This window comes from Pseudomonas sp. 2957, from assembly GCF_031456345.1.
Classification (GTDB): domain Bacteria; phylum Pseudomonadota; class Gammaproteobacteria; order Pseudomonadales; family Pseudomonadaceae; genus Aquipseudomonas; species Aquipseudomonas siliginis.
Genome location: NZ_JAVDUL010000004.1, coordinates 670,794 through 693,619 on the forward strand (window position 1 = coordinate 670,794; position 22,826 = coordinate 693,619).

General features: G+C 59.9%; 20 protein-coding genes and 1 pseudogene. 9 read left to right on the forward strand and 12 right to left on the reverse strand.

Going from position 1 to position 22,826, the window contains the following annotated elements; all coding sequences use genetic code 11:
* Positions 1-19 precede the first annotated feature (19 nt).
* From J2Y39_RS17720 to J2Y39_RS17735, 4 genes are all read right to left on the reverse strand, one after another.
* Positions 20-496 carry a thioesterase family protein gene (locus tag J2Y39_RS17720; RefSeq protein ID WP_056786520.1) on the reverse strand — a complete coding sequence of 159 codons (477 nt, stop codon included), beginning with the start codon at positions 494-496 and terminating at the stop codon, positions 20-22.
* 127 nt (positions 497-623) lie between these two features.
* Complete coding sequence (locus J2Y39_RS17725; RefSeq protein ID WP_056786523.1) at positions 624-1,589, reverse strand: L-carnitine dehydrogenase; 966 nt, start codon at positions 1,587-1,589, stop codon at positions 624-626.
* Between the two features lie 133 nt (positions 1,590-1,722).
* Complete coding sequence (locus tag J2Y39_RS17730) at positions 1,723-2,610, reverse strand: 3-keto-5-aminohexanoate cleavage protein (RefSeq protein WP_056786525.1); 888 nt, start codon at positions 2,608-2,610, stop codon at positions 1,723-1,725.
* A 104-nt stretch (positions 2,611-2,714) separates the two neighbouring features.
* Entirely contained in the window at positions 2,715-3,659 is a 945-nt protein-coding gene (locus tag J2Y39_RS17735) for a choline ABC transporter substrate-binding protein (protein ID WP_236167685.1), read from the reverse strand.
* A 191-nt stretch (positions 3,660-3,850) separates the two neighbouring features.
* Between J2Y39_RS17735 and J2Y39_RS17740 the strand changes: the two genes are divergently transcribed.
* Positions 3,851-4,795 carry a GlxA family transcriptional regulator gene (locus tag J2Y39_RS17740; RefSeq protein ID WP_041476759.1) on the forward strand — a complete coding sequence of 315 codons (945 nt, stop codon included), beginning with the start codon at positions 3,851-3,853 and terminating at the stop codon, positions 4,793-4,795.
* A gap of 134 nt (positions 4,796-4,929) precedes the next feature.
* Here J2Y39_RS17740 and J2Y39_RS17745 read toward each other — a convergent pair whose 3' ends face one another.
* A complete protein-coding gene (locus J2Y39_RS17745) occupies positions 4,930-5,346 on the reverse strand; it encodes a DUF3010 family protein (protein ID WP_016772815.1) in 417 nt (138 codons plus the stop codon).
* 229 nt (positions 5,347-5,575) lie between these two features.
* On the opposite strand from J2Y39_RS17745, the gene J2Y39_RS17750 reads away from it, so the two are divergent.
* Positions 5,576-6,541, forward strand: a complete 966-nt coding sequence (locus tag J2Y39_RS17750) for a tyrosinase family protein (protein ID WP_310218950.1) — start codon at positions 5,576-5,578, stop codon at positions 6,539-6,541.
* 63 nt (positions 6,542-6,604) lie between these two features.
* On the opposite strand, the pseudogene J2Y39_RS17755 reads toward J2Y39_RS17750, so the two are convergent.
* Positions 6,605-6,832 (reverse strand): annotated as a pseudogene (locus J2Y39_RS17755) (helix-turn-helix domain-containing protein); the annotation flags it as partial.
* 10 nt (positions 6,833-6,842) lie between these two features.
* On the reverse strand, positions 6,843-7,244 hold the full coding sequence (locus J2Y39_RS17760) for a lysozyme inhibitor LprI family protein (protein WP_039757631.1): 402 nt from the start codon (positions 7,242-7,244) through the stop codon (positions 6,843-6,845).
* A 231-nt stretch (positions 7,245-7,475) separates the two neighbouring features.
* Here J2Y39_RS17760 and J2Y39_RS17765 point away from each other — a divergent pair, with 231 nt between their 5' ends.
* From J2Y39_RS17765 to J2Y39_RS17790, 6 genes are all read left to right on the forward strand, one after another.
* Positions 7,476-8,453, forward strand: a complete 978-nt coding sequence (locus tag J2Y39_RS17765; RefSeq protein WP_007962626.1) for a dipeptidase — start codon at positions 7,476-7,478, stop codon at positions 8,451-8,453.
* A 78-nt stretch (positions 8,454-8,531) separates the two neighbouring features.
* On the forward strand, positions 8,532-9,062 hold the full coding sequence (locus J2Y39_RS17770) for a 4-vinyl reductase (RefSeq protein ID WP_039757633.1): 531 nt from the start codon (positions 8,532-8,534) through the stop codon (positions 9,060-9,062).
* A gap of 15 nt (positions 9,063-9,077) precedes the next feature.
* Complete coding sequence (gene dgcA / locus J2Y39_RS17775) at positions 9,078-11,138, forward strand: dimethylglycine demethylation protein DgcA (RefSeq protein WP_024014595.1); 2,061 nt, start codon at positions 9,078-9,080, stop codon at positions 11,136-11,138.
* A gap of 153 nt (positions 11,139-11,291) precedes the next feature.
* Entirely contained in the window at positions 11,292-13,241 is a 1,950-nt protein-coding gene (gene dgcB / locus J2Y39_RS17780; protein ID WP_310218953.1) for a dimethylglycine demethylation protein DgcB, read from the forward strand.
* A complete protein-coding gene (locus tag J2Y39_RS17785; protein ID WP_310218955.1) occupies positions 13,241-14,461 on the forward strand; it encodes an electron transfer flavoprotein subunit alpha/FixB family protein in 1,221 nt (406 codons plus the stop codon). Before dgcB ends, J2Y39_RS17785 begins: the two co-directional genes overlap by 1 nt.
* A gap of 9 nt (positions 14,462-14,470) precedes the next feature.
* The gene (locus J2Y39_RS17790; protein WP_252879019.1) at positions 14,471-15,241 is read left to right on the forward strand and encodes an electron transfer flavoprotein subunit beta; all 771 of its coding nucleotides are present in this window, start codon (positions 14,471-14,473) and stop codon (positions 15,239-15,241) included.
* An 876-nt stretch (positions 15,242-16,117) separates the two neighbouring features.
* Here the strand turns inward: J2Y39_RS17790 and gbcA are convergent.
* Positions 16,118-17,413: a glycine-betaine demethylase subunit GbcA gene (gbcA, locus tag J2Y39_RS17795; protein ID WP_016772823.1), complete on the reverse strand. Its 1,296-nt coding sequence runs from the start codon at positions 17,411-17,413 to the stop codon at positions 16,118-16,120.
* A gap of 296 nt (positions 17,414-17,709) precedes the next feature.
* Here gbcA and gbcB point away from each other — a divergent pair, with 296 nt between their 5' ends.
* Positions 17,710-18,810 carry a glycine-betaine demethylase subunit GbcB gene (gene gbcB / locus J2Y39_RS17800; RefSeq protein ID WP_016772824.1) on the forward strand — a complete coding sequence of 367 codons (1,101 nt, stop codon included), beginning with the start codon at positions 17,710-17,712 and terminating at the stop codon, positions 18,808-18,810.
* Between the two features lie 58 nt (positions 18,811-18,868).
* Here the strand turns inward: gbcB and J2Y39_RS17805 are convergent, their stop codons facing one another.
* The 4 genes from J2Y39_RS17805 to J2Y39_RS17820 form a co-directional block, all read right to left on the reverse strand.
* Positions 18,869-19,633, reverse strand: a complete 765-nt coding sequence (locus J2Y39_RS17805) for a hypothetical protein (protein ID WP_310218959.1) — start codon at positions 19,631-19,633, stop codon at positions 18,869-18,871.
* A complete protein-coding gene (locus J2Y39_RS17810; protein ID WP_310218961.1) occupies positions 19,630-20,985 on the reverse strand; it encodes a hypothetical protein in 1,356 nt (451 codons plus the stop codon). The genes J2Y39_RS17805 and J2Y39_RS17810 overlap by 4 nt, the downstream gene beginning before the upstream one ends.
* A gap of 104 nt (positions 20,986-21,089) precedes the next feature.
* Positions 21,090-21,575: an Hcp family type VI secretion system effector gene (locus J2Y39_RS17815; RefSeq protein ID WP_095181378.1), complete on the reverse strand. Its 486-nt coding sequence runs from the start codon at positions 21,573-21,575 to the stop codon at positions 21,090-21,092.
* A 159-nt stretch (positions 21,576-21,734) separates the two neighbouring features.
* The gene (locus J2Y39_RS17820; RefSeq protein WP_016772826.1) at positions 21,735-22,775 is read right to left on the reverse strand and encodes a low specificity L-threonine aldolase; all 1,041 of its coding nucleotides are present in this window, start codon (positions 22,773-22,775) and stop codon (positions 21,735-21,737) included.
* Between the last annotated feature and the right edge of the window lie 51 nt (positions 22,776-22,826).

Genomic DNA, 22,826 nt, shown 5'->3' on the forward strand with positions numbered 1-22,826 from the left:
CTTGGCGATGGGGGGGGATTTACCGAGCGGGTGGCAGCGCGATCACGCGGCCGATGTAAGCGGGAGCGGGCAGGTCGGTCTGATCCGCGACGATGGTCTGCAAGCGATGCAACGTATCGGGGCTGAACGGTGCCGAGCGCGGGCCGGCGAGGTCGACGTGCAAAAGCATCTGTTCATTGCCGGCCAACTCTTGCTCATCGCCGACCTTGTGCAGGCTGTGGTAGAGGTGCAGGCGCTTGCTGTCATGGCCGATGATTTGCGTGCGCACTTCCACCTCGGTGTCGAGTTTCACTTCGTGCAGATAATTGAGGTGCAGTTCGAGGGTGAACAGCGAGTGGCCGCTGGCCTCGCGGTTGCTGCTGTCCATGCCGAGGCGGTCCATCAGCGCGTCGGTGGCGTAGCTGAAGATCAGCAGGTAGAAGGCGTCGCGCAGGTGGCCGTTGTAGTCGACCCAGTCGGGGATGATGGTGGTTTGGTAGGTGGTGAGGTGGGGCATGGTTTCGGTTCCAACATTGATGATGACTGGACTGCCGTCTTCGCGAGCAGGCTCGCTCCCACATTGAAATGCGTTTACCTGTGGGAGCGAGCCTGCTCGCGAAGGGGCCGGAAGCGCTTTGCAAGGTCTATTCGCTGAAACTCATTCCGTGCTTCTCTTTGGTGGTCTTCACCGCCTCAAGCACCGCCAGCAAACAATCATCACGATAGCGCTCCAGCGCCGAAATGCTGTGCCGACCGAGCTGATCAGTGGTGCCATCGACCACATCATCGATCAGCTTGTCGGTCAGCTCCGGTGCCGGCAGATACGTCCACGGCAACTGCAACGCCGGACCGAATTGCGACATGAAGTGGCGCATGCCGGCATCGCCGCCGGCCAGGGTGTAGGTCAGGAACGTGCCCATGAACGACCAGCGCAGACCAGCGCCAAAACGGATTGCATCGTCGATCTCGCCGGTCGTCGCGACACCGTCGTTGACCAGGTGCAACGCCTCACGCCACAGCGCTTCAAGCAAGCGATCGGCGATGAAACCCGGCACTTCCTTGCGCACATGCAACGGGCGCATGCCGAGGGATTGGTAGACTTGCATCGCCGCTTGCACCGCCTCGGGCGCGGTGTTTTTGCCGCCGACCACTTCCACCAGCGGCAACAGATACACCGGGTTGAACGGATGCCCGACCACGCAGCGTTCAGGGTGCGTCGAACTCTCGTAGAACTCGCTGGGCAACAGGCCTGAAGTGCTGGAGCCGATCAGCGCATCGGGCTTGGCCGCGGCGCTGATTTTGCTGTGCAGATCGAGCTTCAGTTCCAGCCGCTCCGGGGCGCTTTCCTGGATGAAGTCGGCGTCACGCACGCATTCCTCGATGGTCGCGACAAAACGCAGACGATCCTGCGAAGCACCCGGCGCCAGGCCGTTTTTCTCCAGCGCGCCCCAGGCATTGGCCACGCGTTGGCGCAATGCCGCCTCAGCGCCGGGCGCCGGATCCCAGGCCACTACATCGAGGCCGTGTGCGAGGGCACGGGCGACCCAGCCACTGCCGATGACACCGCTACCGAGAGCGGCGAAGGTTTTGATTTCGGTGATAAAGCGCATGGTGATGTCCTGAAGAGTTCGAAGAACCCTGTAGGAGCTGCCGAAGGCTGCGATCTTTTGATCTTGCTTCTAAAAAATCAAAGTCAAAAGATCGCAGCCTTCGGCAGCTCCTACAGGTGAAATGGGTGATGGATCAGCCGCGCTGGGTCAGGCCCATTTTTTTGCGACCTTCTGCCGGTGTGAGCACGCGGGCGCCGAGGCGGCTGAGGATTTCCGTGGCGCGTTCAACCAATTGGCCATTGGTCGCCAGCACACCTTTGTCCAGCCACAGGTTGTCTTCCAGGCCGACCCGCACGTTGCCGCCGAGCAGCACCGCTTGCGCCGCCATCGGCATCTGCATGCGGCCGATGCCGAAGCCGGCCCACACCGCGTCGGCGGGCAGGTTGTCGACCATGGCTTTCATCGTGGTGGTGTCGGCCGGTGCGCCCCACGGGATGCCCAGGCACAGCTGGAACAGCGGGTTGTCGAGCAAGCCTTCCTTGATCATCTGCTTGGCGAACCACAGATGCCCGGTGTCGAAAATCTCCAGTTCGGCCTTCACCCCCAGTTCGGTGATGCGCTTGGCGCCGGCGCGCAGTTGCGCCGGAGTGGATACGTAAATGGTGTCGCCGTCGCCGAAGTTCAGCGTGCCGCAATCGAGGGTGCAGATTTCCGGCAGCAACTGTTCAACGTGGGCGAGACGGGTCAGCGGACCGACCAGATCGGTGTTCGGGCCGAACTCCATCGGCTTCTCGCCAGGTCCGATTTCCAGGTCGCCGCCCATCCCGGCGGTCAGGTTGACGATGATGTCGACGTCCGCCTCGCGGATGCGCTCCATCACTTCGCGGTACAGCGCCACGTCACGGCTGAACTTGCCGGTCTGCGGATCGCGCACATGGCAGTGCACCACGGTGGCGCCAGCCTTGGCCGCTTCCACCGCTGCAGCGGCGATCTGTTTCGGGGTGATCGGCACGTGTGGACTTTTGGCGGTCGTGTCGCCAGCACCGGTAAGTGCGCAGGTGATGATGACGTCGTGGTTCATGGTGCGTTTCCTTCAGGCGTGATGGGTCTGTCCGCAGCCCGTTGCGGGGCTGCGAAGCTTGATTGAAATACCCTCTCCCTGTGGGAGAGGGTCAGGGTGAGGGGTTATTTGCTGGTCAGTTGCAGATTTTCAGCGGCCGGTTTGCCATCGAAAGTCGTCACACCTTCAAGCCAGCGCTGTTTGTCTTCGGGGTGATCCTTGAGCCACTGCTTCGCCGACTCGAAGGCATCCTTGTGATCGAGCAGCGGCTGCATCATCCGGCTCTCGGCTTCGGCGGTGAAAGTCAGGTTGGCCAGCAGGCGGCCGATGTTCGGGCATTGCTCGGCGTATTTCGGCGCGGTGACCGTCCAAACCGTGGCCATGCCTTCGTTCGGGCCGAGGGCGTCTTCGCTGCCGGTCAGATAGGTCATCTGAATGTTGACGTTCATCGGGTGCGGCGCCCAACCGAAGAACACTACGGCTTCCTTGCGCCGTACGGCGCGGTCGACGGCGGCGAGCATGCCGGCCTCGCTTGATTCGACGAGCTGGAACTTACCGAGGCCAAACTGGTTCTTGGCGATCATCGCTTTGATCTGCGTGTTGGCGCCCGAGCCTGGCTCGATGCCGTAGATCTTGCCGCCCAATTCCTTCTCGAATTTGGCGATGTCGGCGAAGGTTTTCAGGCCCTTGTCAGCCAGATAGGTCGGTACGGCGAGAGTGGCGCGGGCATCTTTCAGACTCGGTGCTTCAAGCACTTTCACCTGATTGGCCTCGACGAACGGCGTGATGGTCTGCGTCATCAGCGGGTTCCAGTAGCCGAGGAACAGGTCCAGGCGCTGATCGCGAATCCCGGCGAAGATGATTTGCTGGGAGGCGCTGGTCTGTTTGGTGCTGTAGCCGAGGCCATCGAGCAGGACCTGGGTCATGGCACTGGTGGCGATCACGTCAGTCCAGTTGACCACGCCCATGCGTACGTTCTTGCAGGAGGCCGGTTCGGCCGCCATTACGCCGGTGCTGAAAAAAGCGGTACCGCTGAGTGCAAGAACGCAGCTGCTGATCAGTCGTTTCATGTCGGGTTCCTCGGCAGTTCGATTATTGTGGTTCCCGGCATCTGCGCGCCGGTGAGGCCAAGTTACGCAGCTATACGCCCGTGAAAGCGCACTGCGGCGACTGGCAATTGCACTGTAGCGACCTGCGCGCTTGAACGCCGTCGATAATCGGCGTATCAACGAGCCACGCGACCCGCCAACCGAGTGCGCCCATGTCCCAGGATTTCTACTTTTTGCTGATGCCGGGGTTCTCCGCCATCGGCTTCATTTCCGCGATCGAACCGTTGCGCGTGGCCAACCGTTTTCGCGGCGAGTTGTACCGCTGGCATGTGCTCAGCGCCGATGGCGGCGCGGTACTGGCGAGCAACGGCATGTCGGTCAACGCCGATGCAGCGCTGGAGCCGCTGAAGAAAGGCGCGACCTTGCTGGTGGTGGCCGGCTTCGAACCGCTGAAGTTCATCACGCCGACGCTGGAACACTGGTTGCGCAGGCTGGACAACGACGGCGTAACCCTCGGTGCGATCGACACCGGCAGCTTCGTCCTTGCCGAAGCAGGCCTGCTCGACGGCCATCGCCTGACCCTGCACTGGGAGGCGATCGATGCCTTCAAGGAATCTTATCCACAGCTCAGCGTCACCCAGGAGCTGTTCGAGATCGACCGGCGGCGGATCACCTCGGCGGGAGGTACGGCCTCGATTGATCTGATGCTCGACCTGATCGCCCAGGCCCACGGCCCGCAACTGGCGATTCAGGTCAGCGAGCAGTTTGTGCTCGGACGCATACGCCCGCGCAAGGATCACCAGCGCATGGAAGTCGCCACGCGTTACGGCATCAGCAACAAGAAACTGGTGCAGGTGATCGGCGAGATGGAACAGCACAGCGAACCACCGCTGACCACGCTGCAACTGGCGGAGTCGATCAAGGTGACCCGGCGGCAACTGGAGCGCTTGTTCCGGCTGCATCTGAACGATACGCCGAGCAATTTCTATCTGCGGTTAAGGCTGGAAAAGGCCCGGCAGTTGCTGCGCCAGACCGACATGAGCGTGCTCGAAGTGAGCATTGCCTGCGGGTTTGAATCGCCGTCGTATTTCACCCGCAGCTATCGCGCGCGTTTCGCCCGCTGCCCCCGGGAAGACCGGCGTACCGCGCAGGCGTGAATGGGCTTGCATGAAAGCAATGTGGGAGCGAGCCTGCTCGCGAAAGCGGTCTGTCATCCAACACTGATGTTGCCTGACACATTGCATTCGCGAGCAGGCTCGCTCCCACATAATTTCCGGCGCCTGAGAGAGGCTTATTTCTTCACCAACGCCGAGCACGCCGCCTTGTAAGCCTCATGCTGATATTTGTTCAACGTCCCGGGCAGTTCGAAATTGTGCTTCTTGGCCTGGGCATTGATCGTCTGCGGCGACAGCAGCGTTACCTCACAACCATCGAGCAGTTGAAACACGCCCTCGATCTTGAACGTCGTCGGCCCACCGGCAAACTCGCCCTTTTTGCTGCGCTTCTTGATCGCAATCCGGTCCACCGAGTTCTCCCGCACAAACGATGCCACCTGCGCCGCGAACCGCCGCACGTTCGCCGCCTCGTCGTCGTCATCCAGAGCAATCTTCTTCGTGGCGAGAGGGACGTGGCTCAACGTCGAACCATCGAGCGCCGCCACGGCGATGATCGCTTCGCTGCCTTTGATTTCAATGCCGCAGATGTTCATGGGCGAGTGACCTTATGAGCGAATTGGATGGCGGTCATGTTGACGCAGTCGGGCGGTCAAGTCACCTCGCGTCGGTGCGGCAGCGGAGCAGACCGCTGGTCTGAAATCGTTGTTGACCTGTAATTTCTGACAGTAGACGCGCTTCCGACTGGCGCCTAGCTTGATTGTCGGGGGATTGGGACGAATGTCGCCCTTTTCCATACCTGACCTCGCTCAAGGGATTGAAGACATGAAGCTGCGCAAGAACATTCGTTCGTTGACCCCAAGTGAAAAAGACAACTTCGTCGATGCCTGCCTCCAGCTCAAACAGGCAGGTCAATACGATGAGTATGTGCACCTGCATCACCAAGTCATGAAGCCAACGGTTTTGCCACATGAACCAAACGATCCAAACTACCGTAATGGCGCTCATAGGGGGCCTTCGTTCCTGCCCTGGCATCGGGCATTTTTGCTGAAGTTCGAAAATGACCTTCAGGCGATTAACCCCTCCATCACGATTCCTTACTGGAACTGGACTGAAGATGCTGCCGATCCGGTCAATTCTCCGGTATGGGCTGAGGATTTTATGGGTGGTAATGGTGTAGAGCACGAACACTGGCGTGTAGCAACGGGGCCGTTCGCTTATGAAAAGGGCAAGTGGCCGGTTCCCTCGTATCCGGATGATGATTTGCCAGGTCTTGGTCTGAAGCGCCAGTTCGGGCTGGTCGTGAATTCATTGCCGACATCGCAAGATCTGCAAATGGCGTTACGCGAAAGCCTTTACGACACCCCGCCTTATGATTCCGGCCCGACTGTGCGCGGCTTCCGAAACCGCCTGGAAGGCTGGATCACCCAGCGCGGTGATCCGCAGGTAACCACTACGGGTTCGCAACTGCATAACCGCGTCCACCTCTGGGTGGGCGGCAATATGCTGCCGATGACCTCTCCTGATGATCCGGTGTTCTTTCTGCATCACTGTTTTGTCGACAAAGTCTGGGCCGACTGGCAGTCACTGATGCTCCAGAGCAACGAACATTGGGTGCCGCATCACGCGCCGCTGGTCAATGGTCCGAAAGGACATAACTACGATGATTTGCTCGAGCCGTTTGCCCAGACTGCTCGGGACGTGAGCGATATCGCTGACCTGGGGTATGAATATGAGGGGCCACGTCTGATCCTCGATCAGGCGAAACCTCGGTCTCCTTTTCACGACTGATGCGGGCAGCGGGTGGCGGTGTGAATGCCTGGCTATTACAGCAGGCAATCACGCCGTAACCGATTAGAGCTCAAGCTGAGCTGAGGTGATTCCAAAGGCCGCCGCAATTTTCTCGCGGGTGGCCTTGCGGGGTTTGGCGACTGTTTCCTGCTGGGCAAACGCCGGTTGCGAGATGCCCATGCGCTTCGCCACTTCTTCCTGAGTCAGGTTGAGATGTTCGCGCCAGGCGCGGATCGGTGTTGCGCGATCAACCATATGGCTGACCACTTCATGAGGAATCATTGATTTATCCTTTGTATGTTTATTCCTGCCCGATCGACTCCAAAAACTCCGACCGTTCATCACTCATCCGCGCCACGCAATCATTCTGCGCAATGGTGAACGCCTTGCTCCCCGCCGTTGCCGGGAACGCTTCCACCGCGCAATCCGCATCCCGCGTCTTCAACCACTGCTGCTGGGCGGTTTTCAGTTTGGCGGTGATGTCGGCCAGTTGCGTCGGGTTCTTGCCGTAGGCGGTCTGCATGCGTTCGTTGAGGCTGGCGTAGTTGTCTTTGAGCAGGTCTTCGGCGGTGCTGCGGCTGTAGGCGGAGCATTCCAGGGTCTGGATGTCGTTTTCCACCGCGTCGCACGGGTTGTTCTCGGATTCTTCGGCGGCGTGGGCGCCGGTCGCAATCAGTGCCAGGGCGAGGATTATTGATTTCATTGGGGTCGCTCTAATCCGTTGGTAGGTGCAGGCTGCGGCAGATTCTGGCGCAAGCGCGCGGGCTTGAACAGCCAGCCGAGGAGGGCGGCCGACGACCCTTTGTCGCGGATTGACGCTTTCGGCAATTCCCCTGTCGTTTTTGCACCCGGTCGCCCCGGCACCGAGGCATATGCTGGCCCCAAAGCGCCGGCAGACGATTCGGCGCATGAATTGCCAATAAGGGGACGCCTGATGAGCCCAGCCGAACTACACGCCGACAGCATCGTTATCGACGGTCTGATCATTGCCAAATGGAACCGCGAGCTGTTCGAAGACATGCGCAAGGGCGGTCTGACGGCAGCCAACTGCACTGTGTCGGTGTGGGAAGGCTTTCAGGCGACCGTGAACAACATTGCTGCCAGCCAGAAACTGATCCGCGAAAACAGCGACCTGGTGATGCCTGTGCGCACCACCGCCGACATCCGTCGCGCCAAGGAACAAGGCAAGACCGGCATCCTCTTCGGCTTCCAGAATGCCCACGCTTTCGAAGACCAGATCGGTTATGTCGAGGTGTTCAAGCAGCTCGGCGTCGGTATCGTGCAGATGTGCTACAACACCCAAAATCTGGTCGGCACCGGTTGCTACGAACGTGACGGCGGCCTCTCGGGTTTCGGTCGCGAAATTGTGGCTGAAATGAACCGTGTTGGCGTCATGTGCGACCTGTCCCACGTCGGTTCCAAGACCTCCGAAGAAGTCATTCTCGAATCGAAAAAACCGGTCTGCTATTCGCACTGCCTGCCATCGGGTCTCAAAGAGCATCCGCGCAACAAGTCCGATGCAGAGCTGAAGTTCATTGCCGACCACGGCGGTTTCGTCGGCGTGACCATGTTCGCGCCGTTCCTCGCCAAGGGCATCGATTCGACCATCGACGATTACGCCGAAGCCATTGAATACACCATGAACATCGTCGGCGAAGACGCCATCGGTATCGGCACCGATTTCACTCAGGGTCACGGCCAGGACTTCTTCGAATACCTGACCCACGACAAGGGTTACGCCCGCCGCCTGACCAGCTTCGGCAAGATCATCAACCCGCTGGGCATCCGCACCGTCGGCGAATTCCCCAACCTCACCGAAACCCTGCTCAAGCGCGGCCATTCCGAGCGCGTGGTGCGCAAGATCATGGGAGAGAACTGGGTGAACGTTCTGAAAGATGTCTGGGGCGAATAAGCCGCCGCACTTCTGAATCCTTTCCCCCGGCCATCCGCGCCGGGGGCAACACACAAAATTTTCTGGAGTTAAGTTTCCATGGCCAAGATCGCCCCGCAATTGCCTATCGAAGTCGACAGCGAGACCGGTGTCTGGACCTCCGACGCCCTGCCAATGCTGTATGTGCCGCGTCACTTTTTCGTCAACAACCACATGGGCATCGAGGAAGTGCTCGGCGCTGAAGCCTACGCCGAGATCCTCTACAAGGCCGGCTACAAATCCGCCTGGCACTGGTGTGAAAAGGAAGCCGAATGCCACGGTCTGGAAGGCGTTGCGGTGTTCGAGCACTACATGAAGCGCCTGTCGCAGCGCGGCTGGGGCCTGTTCAAGATCCAGGACATCGACCTCGACAAGGGCACCGCCAGCGTCAAGCTCGAGCACTCGGCGTTTGTCTATGTCTACGGCAAGGTCGGGCGCAAGGTCGACTACATGTTCACCGGCTGGTTCGCCGGCGCCATGGATCAGATCCTCGAAGCCCGTGGCAGCAAGATTCGTACTGTGGCCGAACAAGTCTACGGAGGCTCCGAAGAGGGCCACGATGACGGCCTGTTCATCGTCAAGCCGTTGTAAGCCGAGGACCGTGCCATGGCTTTCGAAGCAATGTTCCAGCCGATCCAGATCGGCAAACTGACCATCCGCAACCGCGTGCTCAGCACCGCGCACGCCGAGGTCTACGCGACTGACGGTGGCATGACCACCGACCGCTACGTCAAATACTACGAAGAGAAAGCCAAGGGCGGCATCGGCCTGGCCATCTGTGGCGGTTCGTCCGTGGTGGCGATCGACAGCCCGCAGGAATGGTGGAGTTCGGTCAATCTGTCCACCGACCGGATCATTCCGCACTTCCAGAATCTGGCCGACGCCATGCACAAGCATGGCGCCAAGATCATGATCCAGATTACCCACATGGGCCGGCGCTCGCGCTGGGACGGCTTCAACTGGCCGACCTTGATGTCGCCCTCGGGCATCCGTGAACCGGTGCACCGCGCCACTTGCAAAACCATCGAGCCGGAAGAGATCTGGCGAGTGATCGGCAACTACGCCCAGGCTGCGCGCCGGGCCAAGGCCGGTGGCCTCGATGGCGTCGAACTGTCGGCAGTGCACCAGCACATGATCGACCAGTTCTGGAGCCCGCGCGTCAACAAGCGTACCGACGAATGGGGCGGCACCTTCGAAGGGCGGATGAAGTTCGGCCTGGAAGTCCTCAAAGCCGTGCGCGCCGAGGTCGGTGACGACTTCTGCGTGGGCATGCGCCTGTGCGGTGACGAGTTCCACCCGGACGGCTTGTCCCACGAGGACATGAAGCAGATCGCCAAGTATTACGACGACACCGGCATGCTCGACTTCATCGGCGTGGTCGGCTCGGGTTGCGATACGCACAACACCCTGGCCAACGTCATTCCGAACATGAGTTATCCACCGGAGCCGTTCCTGCACCTGGCCGCCGGGATCAAGGAAGTGGTCAAGGTGCCGGTGCTGCACGCGCAGAACATCAAGGACCCGAACCAGGCCACGCGCATCCTTGAAGGCGGTTACGTCGACATGGTCGGTATGACCCGCGCGCACATCGCCGACCCGCACCTGATCGCCAAGATCAAGATGGGCCAGATCGACCAGATCAAGCAGTGCGTCGGCGCCAACTATTGCATCGACCGCCAGTATCAGGGCCTGGACGTGCTGTGCATCCAGAACGCCGCGACCTCCCGTGAATACATGGGCGTGCCGCACATCATCGAGAAATCCACCGGGCCGAAACGCAAAGTGGTGATCGTTGGTGCCGGCCCGGCCGGGATGGAAGCCGCACGCGTGGCTGCCGAGCGGGGCCACGACGTCACGCTGTTCGAGAAAAAAGACTTCATCGGCGGGCAGATCACCACCGCATCGAAAGCACCGCAGCGTGACCAGATCGCCGGCATCACTCGCTGGTTCCAGCTGGAACTGGCGCGGCTGAAAGTCGATCTGCGCCTGGGCACGGCGGCGGATGCCGACACCATCATGGACCTGCGTCCGGACGTGGTGGTGCTGGCGGTCGGCGGTCATCCGTACCTTGAGCAGAACGAACACTGGGGCGCGGCCGAAGGGCTGGTGGTCAGCAGCTGGGACGTGCTCGACGGCAAGGTTGCGCCGGGCAAGAACGTGCTGGTCTACGACACCATCTGCGAGTTCACCGGCATGTCGGTGGCCGACTTCCTCGCCGACAAGGGCAGCCAGGTCGAGATCGTCACCGACGACATCAAACCGGGCGTGGCCATCGGCGGCACGTCGTTCCCGACCTATTACCGCAGCATGTACCCGAAAGAAGTGATCATGACCGGCGACATGATGCTGGAGAAGGTCTACCGCGAAGGCGACAAGCTGATCGCGGTGCTGGAGAACGAATACACCGGCGCGAAAGAGGAGCGGGTGGTCGATCAGGTGGTCGTCGAAAACGGCGTACGCCCGGACGAGGAAATCTACTACGCGCTCAAGGACGGCTCGCGCAACAAGGGCCAGATCGACGTCGAAGCGCTGTTCGCGATCCAGCCGCAACCTTCGCTGAGCGAAGCGGGCGACGGCTACTTGCTGTTCCGCATCGGCGACTGCGTGGCGCAGCGTAATACCCACGCCGCGATCTATGACGCCCTGCGGTTGTGCAAGGATTTCTGACCGCTTGCACCAAACCCTGTGGGAGCGAGCCTGCTCGCGAATGCAATCTGTCAGTTGACGCTGATGTCGACTGACCCAGCGCTTTCGCGAGCAGGCTCGCTCCCACAGTAAAGCGGATCGTGTTTCTCCAGGCTGTCTGGTGGGAGCTTCACCATGTTGAACACCCTTCTTCCAATCCTGTTGTTCGCAGCCCTGGGCCTTGCTGTCCTAGGCGCGTTGCGGCGGATGAACATGTGGCGCCGGGGGCGGGCGGCGAAGGTCGATCTGCTCGGCGGTCTGCTGGCCATGCCCAAGCGCTACATGGTCGACCTGCATCACGTCGTCGCGCGGGACAAATACATTGCCAACACCCACGTCGCCACGGCGGGCGGTGCGGTGGCGTCGATTGTGCTGGCCATTCTGGTGCACGGTTTCGGCCTGCATAACCGCATCCTTGGCTACGCCTTGCTGCTGATGTCGGCGGTGATGTTCGTCGGCGCGATCTTCATGTACCTGCGCCGGATCAATCCGCCTGCGCGTCTGTCGAAAGGCCCGTGGATGCGCCTGCCGAAAAGCCTGCTGGCCTTCTCCGCGTCGTTTTTCCTGGTGACCCTGCCGGTGGCGGGAATCCTGCCGGAAAACTTCGGCGGCTGGCTGCTCGCCGCCATCCTCGGTGTTGGCGTGCTGTGGGGCGTGTCGGAGCTGTTCTTCGGCATGACCTGGGGCGGGCCGATGAAACACGCCTTTGCCGGTGCTCTGCACCTGGCCTGGCACCGTCGCCCGGAACGGTTTGGCGGCGGGCGCTCGACCGGTTTGAAACCGCTGGACCTGAACAATCCCGATGCGCCGCTGGGCGTGGAAAAACCCCAGGATTTCACTTGGAACCAGTTGCTCGGTTTCGACGCCTGCGTGCAGTGCGGCAAGTGCGAAGCAGCGTGCCCGGCTTTCGCCGCCGGCCAGCCGCTGAACCCGAAAAAACTGATTCAGGACATGGTCGTCGGCCTCGCCGGCGGCACTGACGCTAAGTTCGCCGGCAGCCCGTATCCGGGCAAACCGATCGGCGAGCATGGCGGCAATCCGCATCAACCGATCGTCAACGGTCTGGTCGATGCTGAAACCCTGTGGTCGTGCACCACCTGCCGCGCCTGCGTCGAGGAATGCCCGATGATGATCGAGCACGTCGATGCGATCGTCGACATGCGCCGGCATCTGACCCTGGAAAAAGGCGCTACGCCGAACAAGGGCGCCGAAGTCCTCGAAAACCTGATCGCCACCGACAACCCCGGCGGTTTCGCCCCGGGCGGGCGGATGAACTGGGCAGCGGACCTGAACCTCACTCTGCTCAGCGAAAAGAAATCCACCGACGTGCTCTTCTGGGTCGGCGACGGCGCCTTCGACATGCGCAACCAGCGCACCCTGCGTGCCTTCGTCAAAGTGCTGAAGGCAGCGAAAGTCGACTTCGCTGTACTCGGTCTTGAGGAACGCGACAGCGGCGATGTGGCCCGCCGTCTCGGCGACGAAGCAACGTTCCAGCAGCTCGCCAAACGCAATATCCAGACGTTGGCCAAATACAGCTTCAACCGCATCGTCACCTGCGATCCGCACAGTTTCCATGTGCTGAAAAACGAGTACGGCGCCTTCGACGGCAACTATCTGGTGCAGCACCACAGCAGTTACATGGCCGAGATCATTCAGGCCGGCGCGCTCAACCTCGGGCAGCACAAAGGCAATAGCGTGACCTATCACGATCCATGCTACCTGGGCCGCTACAACGGCGAGTACGAAGCGCCGCGCGAAGTGCTGCGTGCCCTCGGCATCGAAGTCAAAGAGATGCAACGTTCCGGCTTCCGCTCACGCTGCTGCGGCGGCGGTGGCGGCGCGCCGATCACCGACATTCCGGGCAAGCAGCGCATCCCCGACATGCGCATGGAAGACATCCGCGAAACCGGCGCCGAACTGGTGGCGGTGGGTTGTCCACAGTGCACGGCGATGCTCGAAGGCGTGGTCGAACCGCGTCCGCTGATCAAGGACATCGCCGAACTGGTGGCCGACGCGCTGCTCGAAGACGCCGCGCCAAGCAAGCCTGCCACGCCGGCCAAACGTGAACCTGCGGAGGTGCACTGATGAGCGACATTATCCGCCGCGACCCGCGCGCCGAATGGATTGCGCGCAACCGCCTGCATCCGCTGCACGCGGCGATGCAACCGGCGCAACACAGCTGGATGGGTCCCAATGGCGTCATCCGCAAGAACCTGCACGGCATGGGTTTTATCGGCCCCAACGGCATCAAACGCATTGACCGCAGCGGCGCGCAGCAGGGTGGGGCGGTCAAACGCTCGGCTACTGTTGAAGTGCAATTGCCCCTGCTTCAGGTTCCGGCCCCGGCGTTCTACATCAGCGTGGTGCCGGATATGGTCGGCGGTCGCCTGAGCAGCCACGACCGCGATCTGCTCGGCCTCGCTCACCAACTGGCCGGCAGCGATGGTGCGGTGCTTGCTGTGGTGTTCGGCGAGCACAAGGAAAGCGCTTTCGAAACCGCGGGCGTTGATCGCTTGCTGGTGCTCGAAGGCGATGAATTCAGCGGTTATGCACCGGAGCAACGGGTGCAGGGCTTGCGCGCTGTGGATAACCAATTCAACCCGCGTCACTGGTTGCTGCCGGACAGCCGCAGCGGTGGCGGCGAACTCGGCCGGCGCTTTGCTGCTGCACTGGGCGAGCGTCCGGCCACGCGGGTCTGGCAGGTCAAGGATCAGGAGTGCATCGGCCGCGCCGGGGCCGGATTGCAAGATCTGGCGCGTCCGGTGGCGCGGTTGATTCTCGCCGCTGCCGAATGCGCAGAACCGGTCAGCGAAACTCGTCACGAAGCGTTGCCAGTGGAGTTATCCACAAGCGTCGCGCGCAGCTTGTCGCGAATCGAAGATCTTGGTGCCGTGGCGGTGGATCCGGCAGCGATTCCGATGGCCGAAGCGGAGTTCATTTTCTCCGGCGGCAACGGCGTCAAGGATTGGCAGCTGTTTCACGAAACAGCGGCGGCCCTCGGCGCCACCGAAGGCGCTTCGCGGGTTGCGGTGGACGACGGCTTCATGGCGCGCGATCGTCAGGTCGGCGCGTCCGGCACCTGGGTCACTGCGCGGGTCTATGTGGCTGTGGGTATATCTGGCGCAATCCAGCACCTGCAAGGCATTGGCGCCTGCGACAAGGTGGTGGCAATCAACCTTGATCCGGGTTGCGACATGATCAAGCGTGCCGACCTCTCGGTGATCGGCGAAAGCGCAGAGATTCTGCAAGCGTTGATCGAAGCGGTCGCGGCTTACCGCAACGAAGCCAAGCGCGATGCGGCGTAAGGAAACCCTATGAACACGAACGTTATCAGTCTGGTTTCAATCGGCGCTCACCCGACCTCAGGTCGGCCACGGCGCGCCGATCAGGATGCGCGCGCGGTGGAACTGGGCCTGCAATTGGCTGGGGATAACCTGCAAGTGCTGCATGCCGGTGATGTTGCCGAACCGGCACTGCGTGCCTATCTGGGCATGGGCCTGGAACAGCTGCATGTGCTGGAACAGCCCGCTGGCGCCGACGCCTTGCCGGCGTTGACCGCGTACCTGCGCGATGCCGGGGCGCAAGTGGTGCTGACCGGCAGTCAGGCGGAAACCGGCGAAGGTTCGGGGATGTTGCCGTTCCTCCTGGCCGAAGGCCTGGGCTGGCCGCTGGTGGTGGGCCTGGCGCAGGTCGAATCAATCAATGACGGTTCGGCGCTGGTCCTGCAAGCGTTGCCGCGCGGGCAGCGACGCCGCTTGAAGGTGAAACTGCCGTTTCTGGCGACTGTGGATAACGCCGCGCCGAAGCCTCGGCAGAGCGCGTACGGCCCGGCGCGACGGGGCGAATTGGCCGCCGACGACGTTGAAACGGTGGAAGATGAGTTGTTGGCCGTTGCCACGCTGCAACCGGCCAAGCCACGGCCCAAGCGCTTGAAGGTGATCAAGGCCAAGAGCGGCGCCGACCGGATGAAGGCCGCGACGGCCAAGGCCAGTGGTGGCGGTGGGCAGGTGCTCAAGGGCGTGACTGCCCAAGCCGGGGCTGAGGCGATTCTGAAGCTGCTGATTGAAGAGGGCGTTGTCCGCTAGTCACCCTCTTCCAGGCATGGAATAACTCCTGTGGGAGCGAGCCTGCTCGCGAAAGCGCACTGTCAGCCGACACATGCATCGACTGACCCGACGCATTCGCGAGCAGGCTCGCTCCCACATTGGCATTTCTCCACCGCCAATCTGTACTGCTTACCCACAATCGCTGTTGGCGAAGCTGTGGATAACGTGTTCGCCCTTCCGCGCACCCCACGCCGTTCAAGCCTTCCAGCCATAAGATCAAAAAACGATCAGTGTAACTCACGGATTTAACGGGCTTTTCACTCGGTATTAATCGAGAAGTTGCCCCCAATCTCTGTTGGCGCTTCTGTGGATAAGATGTTCGCTACCAGCTGTAGGCCATATGGAGCAGGGCTTACATGGGTTTGATCAATTATTGATCAAATGTGATCCCCGGGGGCCAAGAGCTGTTAACGCGAAGGGTTTTTCCCCAGTCACAGGTGTTTTTCCACAGGAGATTGAAAGTTGTCCCCGATCTCTGTTGGCGCTTCTGTGGATAACATGTTCGCTACCCGCTACAGGCCTCTGAATACGTGTTGTGTACGAGTGTGATCAAAAAACGATCAATTGTTTTGAGAAACCGCGATTCAGCATAAGTCACGATTTTTCTTTGCAAATCAGCAGGATATTTTTTGAGTCATCCACAGTTACCCCCATTTGCTGTGGGCGGGTATGTGGATAACTTGTTTGCGGAAGGCTGGAGGGCTTGGTGGGTATGGGGACGGGGGTGGTTGATCGGAAATTGATCAGCTGGAAGATGTAGCGTGGGTCAGGGCGTCTTCGCGAGCAGGCTCGCTCCCACAGGGGAATGCATTCCACCTGTAAGAGCTGCCGCAGGCTGCGATCTTTTGCTCTTGATCAGCCCTGAACCGGTACGCCTTTGAGGTAAGGCGCTGGCTCAGCCCCGAGGTTGTTCAACATCCTCTCGCTGTACCAGTCGACGAAGTTGACCACGCCGAATTCATAGGTTTTGGAGTAAGGCCCCGGCTGGTAAGCGGTGGAGTTGATCCCGCGCTGGTTTTCCTCAGCCAGACGGCGGTCCTGATCGTTGGTCGCATCCCACACCTGGCGCATGCGCTCGACGTCGTAATCGACACCTTCCACGGCGTCCTTGTGCACCAGCCACTTGGTGGTGACCATGGTTTCCTGGGCGCTGATCGGCCACACGGTGAAGACGATGATGTGATCGCCCATGCAGTGGTTCCACGAGTGCGGCAGGTGCAGGATGCGCATCGAGCCCAGGTCCGGGTTCTTGATGCGGCCCATCAGTTTGGCGCAGCCCTGTTTGCCGTCGAGGGTCATCGACACGGTGCCCTTGAGCAGCGGCATGCGCACGATACGGTTGCGCAAGCCGAAACTGGCGTGAGCGTAAGGGATCTTTTCCGCTTCCCAGGCAGCGGCGGAGGCGGCGACGTGATCCTTGAACGCCTGATCGGCGCGCGGGTCGGTGACGTCGTCCCATTCCAGCAGGGTTTTCAACAGTTCCGGGTGCGATGCGTTGCAGTGGTAGCACTCGCGGTTGTTTTCCAGCACCAGTTTCCAGTTGGCCTTTTCCATCAAGGTGGTGGTGATCGCCACCTTGGTGTTCTCCATGTCGTACGGTTCCATGTAATGGTTGAGCGTCGACAGGAAGTCATCGATGGCCGGCGGGTTCTCTGCCAGGCTGATGAAGATGTAGCCGCCAGCGGTCTTCACGTTCACCGGTTTCAGGCCGTACTGCTTCATGTCGAAGTCGGCGCCCATCTCGGTGCCGGCAAACAGCAGGCGACCGTCCAGTTCGTAGGTCCACTGGTGGTAATGGCAGACCAGTTTGGCGACTTTGCCTTTTTCACTGGTGCACAGGCGCGAGCCACGGTGGCGGCAGACGTTGTGGAACGCGTGCACCACGCCCTCGGCGCCGCGAATGACGATGATCGGATTCTTGCCGACCTGCAGGGTCAGGTAGTTGCCCTTGGCCGGGATCTCGCAGGTCATGCCGGCGATCAACCATTCCTTCTGGAAGATCTCCTGCATGTCGATATCGAACAGGCGCTCGTCGCTGTAGAACGGCTGTGGCAGCGAGAAGGTGCGCTCGCGCTCCTGCAGCATTTGTGCGGTGGCCTTGCGTGCGGGTTCCAGCGGATCGCCCAGGCTGATTTTTGCGGTGACGTCCATCGATGTAATCCTCATGGCCCTCTGCGTGGCCGGCGAAAGTGGCTGATCAGGTGTGCTGCAAAACGGTTGCTACGCAAGGTGTAAAGAAGTCGTCTTGTGTTGGGGCGAGTGTGGGGCCGGCGCTGGGGGGAACCTTATCCATGCGCGACATGGCGCAATCTGTTCCCGACGCGCAAGGCCCGGTGTTCAAGGGCTGGTCGCGATAAGTATGTCAATGTCGCGGATAGGTAAACGCACGGTCTGCGCTATACGCAGAATCGCCGACAAGAGGCCGACAGTCGGCCGTGGAGAACAGCATGTCCAACAGCTTCCTGAATCCGGTCACCACCCAGACTTGGGCCAATGGCCGACACATTGTCCGTTGCGTCAAAGTCATCCAGGAAACCTGGGATGTGCGCACCTTCTGCTTTATGGCCGACCAGCCGATCCTGTTCTTCTTCAAGCCGGGGCAGTTCGTCACCCTGGAGCTGGAAATCGAAGGCCAGCCGATCATGCGCTCGTACACCATTTCAAGCTCGCCGTCGGTGCCGTACAGCTTCTCGGTCACGATCAAGCGCGTGCCGGGTGGCAAGGTCTCCAACTGGTTGCACGACACTTTGCATGAAGGTCAGGAGCTGGCGGTGCATGGCCCGGTCGGGCTGTTCAACGCGATCGACTTCCCGAGCCCGAAAGTCCTCTACCTGAGCGGCGGCGTCGGCATCACCCCGTGCATGTCGATGGCGCGCTGGTTCTACGACACCAACGCCAACGTCGACATGACGTTCGTGCACAGCGCGCGGTCGCCGAAAGACATCATTTACCACCGCGAGCTTGAGCACATGGCATCGCGGATCGACAATTTCAGCCTGCACCTGATCTGTGAAAAGCACGGCCTCGGTGAGCCATGGGCCGGTTATCGCGGTTATCTGAATCACAAGATGCTCGAACTGATGGTCCCGGACTTCCTCGAGCGCGAAGTGTTCTGCTGCGGCCCGACGCCGTACATGACTGCGGTCAAACGCTTGCTGGAAGCGGCCGGCTACGACATGTCGCGGTACCACGAAGAATCCTTCGGCGCCACGCCACCCGAGGCCCGCGCCGACGCGGTTGAACAGGCCGAACAAGCCGCCGATGCGCCGGAAATCGACGCAGCGGATCTGCACCAGGTCGAATTCACCGCCTCCGGTAAAAGCATCCGCGTCGGCCCGGGCGAAACCGTACACGCCGCCGCCGCCAAGCTCGGCCTGATGATCCCGAAAGCCTGCGGCATGGGCATTTGCGGGACATGCAAGGTGATGAAACTGGGCGGCGAAGTGGAGATGGAACACAACGGCGGGATTACCGAGGACGACGAGGCGGAAGGGTTTATCCTGTCGTGCTGCAGCGTGCCGAAGGGGGATGTGCGGATTGAGTTTTAAATAGGCATGAACTTGGGTCGATCTCCTAAATGAGGAGATCGACCGGGAAAGTGCAATTTCAAATCAGCCCGAACAAAGCGAGCAGGCCGAAGCCCACAAAGGCAAAGCCAAATATTTGCTGGTATTTATTCAGTTTGAGCAGGTCGCGTTTGAGTTTTGGCGGGAAATTCTTAACATCTCTTGCGCTGACTTTGCCTTGGGAAATGTACCGTGCGGGTTTTTTGAGGATGCCGAAAATTTCACCCAACATATAAATACGTCCCCCCAGGCCCGCTTGCCATAACATGAGCAAAGACGATGTGATTGAACTGCGTTTTAGGCTGTTTAGGATCGTTTCCAGTCTTCTCTTGGCGGTATAAAGTAAAATTCCATTTACCACTAAAAGACCTGTGAAACTCACCAGTGTCATGATCACAATTGGATCTTTTACGATATTGTTAATTTGATCTACGGATGAGCTTATTCCCAGGCACATCATAATTGCAAAAAAAATGAAAACCAGTTTGTATAAAATAATCAGGTTCTTTTTCAGTTTTTTGGGGAAGTTTTCGAAGTCTTTCGCGCAAAGCTTTCCTGTGTGAATGTAAAATTCAGGGTTTCGCATGATGTCGAACACTTCTCCCATCATGTAGATTTTGCCCCAAGGACCTCCGTGCCAAAGCATTATCAGTCTGCTTGAAATAGAACTGTTTGTTAGATGATCCAATATGATTTCGGTCTTTGTTTTCGCGACATACAACATCACTCCTATCAAAGTAAATATGCCGACGAAGTCTACAATACCAATCAACAAGAATATTTTCTCTGAAGTATGAAGAGTCATTTAACAGCCTCGTATACTTTCTGTGCGATCCGTTCGCCGCCTTTCTCGCCCAAAGTCCCGCCGGCATAATTTCCGAGTCCTGCCAGTAGCGCACTGCAAAGTACAGTGCCAAGCCCGCCTGTCGGGAGGCCAGCGCCTACGCAAATCGTTGAGGCAGTCAAGCTTACGAGCGCGCCGGCAACCATTCCGCCACCCACACCACCCAAAAAGCTTCCGCTCTCCGTGAACTTCACTTTTTCACATGCCTCCGCGCTTCCGTGCATGCAGACATCCTGCACCTTTAAGGCGGAGGCGCCACCACCCACCGCTGTACCGATCCAGCCGCCATATTTAACGTACTGTGATGCTTGGCTGACTGCCCGAATATGCGTGGCATAACCTGGGTTCTGGCCGATGCCGCCGGCTTTTCGCCAGTGGTGCACAAGATAGGGATGATCAATGCCTAGAGTGGTCTTCAGGCTCGGGTAATCGGGGATGCCAATACTCTGCCGGGTGAACCGATTGAGTTGGACGTCCAGCTTTTTGAGTAATTGGTCACGCTTGTTTATGAATTCTTCAGAGACCCGGTGGCCTTTTACGTCCAGCGTTTGAACATGCAACTTCTCAAGATCTGCGAGAACATTTTTTATGCCATCCAGATGATTGGCTGCCATGGCCGTGACGACTCCGATCACTTTTGATTCATAGGCGAGTGCGGTCTGGATCACGCCATAGTGCTGCGCCATGAAATCCGCTTCTTCCACGGTCAGCGGTTCCAGCGTCGCACTGACGAAACGCGCGGTCTGCATCAGCAATGCTTCCTCGTATGTGCATTGCTGATTGTCAGGGTCGCTCAGCACGATCATCGAACCGGCTTTAATCATGTCCGGGGTCGGATTCAAACTTCTGAATCTGGCGATGACATTCGGGTTGGCGGAGGGGAGCAGTTGTGCCTCAAGCTTCTCGGCGACAATGCTTTTCGGCACGATGTAAAAACCCGGCTCCGATGGGGCCGGACGATCTTGCGGCCAGTGCTCGCTGGGGAAGAACTTCAAGTCGTTGATGGGGTGAGGGCTGCGCGCGGTGCTGCTGTTATTAACGCGCGCCACCCTGAGGTTCTGCTGATGAATCGCGCGCAGCAACCTGTCTGGATCGGAGCGCGAGGCAGGCTGCCTGAGCATCGATAACGGGCGTTTTTTCACCGCTTCAGGAACGGCACCTTTGGTGCCGCGTACCAGAACTCTGGATTGGTTCAGAAGATGACGCTGTTCCTGTGCAAAGGCGTCAAGGCCCATGTCCGCTGAAAGGCGGCCGCTGGCGACATCATCGACAATGCCCTTGGCGAAGCGCGCGACCTCCTGATTGAACTGCACGCGCGCACTGCCGAATGCCAGATGACGTGAGCCGACTGTCTGTGCCTGTGCGAGCAGCTTGCCGGCAACGTGTCGAACGTCGCTGAGACCATGGCGCCGATCGCTCAACCTTCTTCGCCCCACGAGGCATGGCCGCTGGTCCCGGCGAGGTGATGCACCCAGCTGATGCCACGATAACGAATGGCGACCTGCTCCTGAGGTTCCGCGTCGTTGTGCAGAATGACGTGGGGCATATCCAGGTTCAGTTCGGTGAGCACCGCACCGTCGATCGAGACAGAAAAGTATTTTTCCTGCTGACCCTGAGGGGAGGTTCGGTAGAAGTTGATCTTGCAGTCGATCTCTTCACGGTTGGCCAGTGCCTGGGCCAGCAGCGGTGAAGATTTGTCGACGACTTTGGTGACAATGACCGGCGCGTGGGTGGCTCGGTGAGAGTTGTCGAGGTTGGCGAGGTTGTGGCTGTACGACAGCACCATGATTTGATCGGTGTGTGCCGCCTGATATCTGTTGCCGACCGAATCAGGCGTTGAGCAGCCTGCCGAAATCAGCCCTTGGGTCTTGCCCATGATCGTCATGTAGCCGGGAATTGCCATCGCGTGCGCTCCTTGAATCGGGAGCAAGCAGTCTATGGCGGGATTTTTGTGCTTTCTGTAGGCCTTGGTGTAGGCCGATTCTGAAAATGCAGGTCCGCGACGCGCAGCCTCTGGGTTGCATTCCCGTGCTGAGCATGGGAATGCAACTTGGGAGGGGAATCAGGCCGACATGACCTCGCGAATATCGCGCGCCAGTTCGCGCACGCGCTCTTCTTCGGTGTCCCAGGAGCACATGAAGCGTGCGCCGCCCTTGCCGATGAAGGTGTAGAAGCGCCAGTTCTTTGCAGTCAACGCGGCGATGGCCGGCTCGGACAGTTGCAGGAACACGCCGTTGGCCTGCACCGGGAACATCAGTTCGACCCCGGGAATGTCGCTGACCAGTTCTGCCAGCAGTTGCGCGCAGTGGTTGGCGTGGCGGGCGTATTTGAGCCAGGCGTCGTTTTCCAGAATGCCGACCCACGGTGCCGACAGAAAGCGCATCTTCGACGCCAGTTGCCCGGCCTGCTTGCAGCGGTAGTCGAAGTCTTCGGCCAGTTTGTGGTTGAAGAACAGGATCGCTTCACCCACCGCCATGCCGTTCTTGGTGCCGCCGAAACACAGCACGTCGACGCCGGCTTTCCAGGTCAGGTCGGCGGGCGAGCAGCCGAGGAATGCGCAGGCGTTGGAGAACCGCGCGCCGTCCATGTGCAGGTGCAGGCCCAGTTCTTTGCAGGTTGCGCTGATGGCGCGGACTTCTTCCGGGGTGTAGACACTGCCGACTTCGGTGGCTTGAGTCAGGGTCACCACGCGCGGTTTCGGGTAATGGATGTCCTGACGCTTGAGCGCGACTTCGCGGATCGATTGCGGGGTGATCTTGCCGTTTTCAGTGCCGGCGATCAGCAGCTTCGAGCCGTTGGAGAAGAATTCCGGAGCGCCGCATTCGTCGGTTTCGACGTGGGCGGTTTCCGAGCAGATCACGCTGTGGTAACTCTGGCACAGCGACGACAGGGCCAGCGAGTTGGCGGCGGTGCCGTTGAAGGCGAAGAACACTTCGCAGTCGGTTTCGAACAGTTTGCGGAAATGATCGGCCGCGCGGGCGGTCCATTCATCGTCGCCGTAAGCGCGCTGGTGGCCGTGGTTGGCCTGTTCCATGGCGGCCCAGGCTTCAGGGCAGATCCCGGAATAGTTGTCGCTGGCGAATTGTTGGCTCTTGTCGGTCATGGCCGGCTTCCGTAATCGAGACTCTTGTGAAGGCTCGTGGTCAATGAGGAT

Bases quoted from the DNA above. Each gene is read 5' to 3' on its own strand.
- J2Y39_RS17720 (WP_056786520.1), bottom strand. From the start codon at position 496: ATGCCCCACCTCACCACCTACCAAACCACCATCATCCCCGACTGGGTC.
- J2Y39_RS17725 (WP_056786523.1), bottom strand. From the start codon at position 1,589: ATGCGCTTTATCACCGAAATCAAAACCTTCGCCGCTCTCGGTAGCGGT.
- J2Y39_RS17730 (WP_056786525.1), bottom strand. From the start codon at position 2,610: ATGAACCACGACGTCATCATCACCTGCGCACTTACCGGTGCTGGCGAC.
- J2Y39_RS17735 (WP_236167685.1), bottom strand. From the start codon at position 3,659: ATGAAACGACTGATCAGCAGCTGCGTTCTTGCACTCAGCGGTACCGCT.
- J2Y39_RS17740 (WP_041476759.1), top strand. From the start codon at position 3,851: ATGTCCCAGGATTTCTACTTTTTGCTGATGCCGGGGTTCTCCGCCATC.
- J2Y39_RS17745 (WP_016772815.1), bottom strand. From the start codon at position 5,346: ATGAACATCTGCGGCATTGAAATCAAAGGCAGCGAAGCGATCATCGCC.
- J2Y39_RS17750 (WP_310218950.1), top strand. From the start codon at position 5,576: ATGAAGCTGCGCAAGAACATTCGTTCGTTGACCCCAAGTGAAAAAGAC.
- J2Y39_RS17760 (WP_039757631.1), bottom strand. From the start codon at position 7,244: ATGAAATCAATAATCCTCGCCCTGGCACTGATTGCGACCGGCGCCCAC.
- J2Y39_RS17765 (WP_007962626.1), top strand. From the start codon at position 7,476: ATGAGCCCAGCCGAACTACACGCCGACAGCATCGTTATCGACGGTCTG.
- J2Y39_RS17770 (WP_039757633.1), top strand. From the start codon at position 8,532: ATGGCCAAGATCGCCCCGCAATTGCCTATCGAAGTCGACAGCGAGACC.
- dgcA (WP_024014595.1), top strand. From the start codon at position 9,078: ATGGCTTTCGAAGCAATGTTCCAGCCGATCCAGATCGGCAAACTGACC.
- dgcB (WP_310218953.1), top strand. From the start codon at position 11,292: ATGTTGAACACCCTTCTTCCAATCCTGTTGTTCGCAGCCCTGGGCCTT.
- J2Y39_RS17785 (WP_310218955.1), top strand. From the start codon at position 13,241: ATGAGCGACATTATCCGCCGCGACCCGCGCGCCGAATGGATTGCGCGC.
- J2Y39_RS17790 (WP_252879019.1), top strand. From the start codon at position 14,471: ATGAACACGAACGTTATCAGTCTGGTTTCAATCGGCGCTCACCCGACC.
- gbcA (WP_016772823.1), bottom strand. From the start codon at position 17,413: ATGGACGTCACCGCAAAAATCAGCCTGGGCGATCCGCTGGAACCCGCA.
- gbcB (WP_016772824.1), top strand. From the start codon at position 17,710: ATGTCCAACAGCTTCCTGAATCCGGTCACCACCCAGACTTGGGCCAAT.
- J2Y39_RS17805 (WP_310218959.1), bottom strand. From the start codon at position 19,633: ATGACTCTTCATACTTCAGAGAAAATATTCTTGTTGATTGGTATTGTA.
- J2Y39_RS17815 (WP_095181378.1), bottom strand. From the start codon at position 21,575: ATGGCAATTCCCGGCTACATGACGATCATGGGCAAGACCCAAGGGCTG.
- J2Y39_RS17820 (WP_016772826.1), bottom strand. From the start codon at position 22,775: ATGACCGACAAGAGCCAACAATTCGCCAGCGACAACTATTCCGGGATC.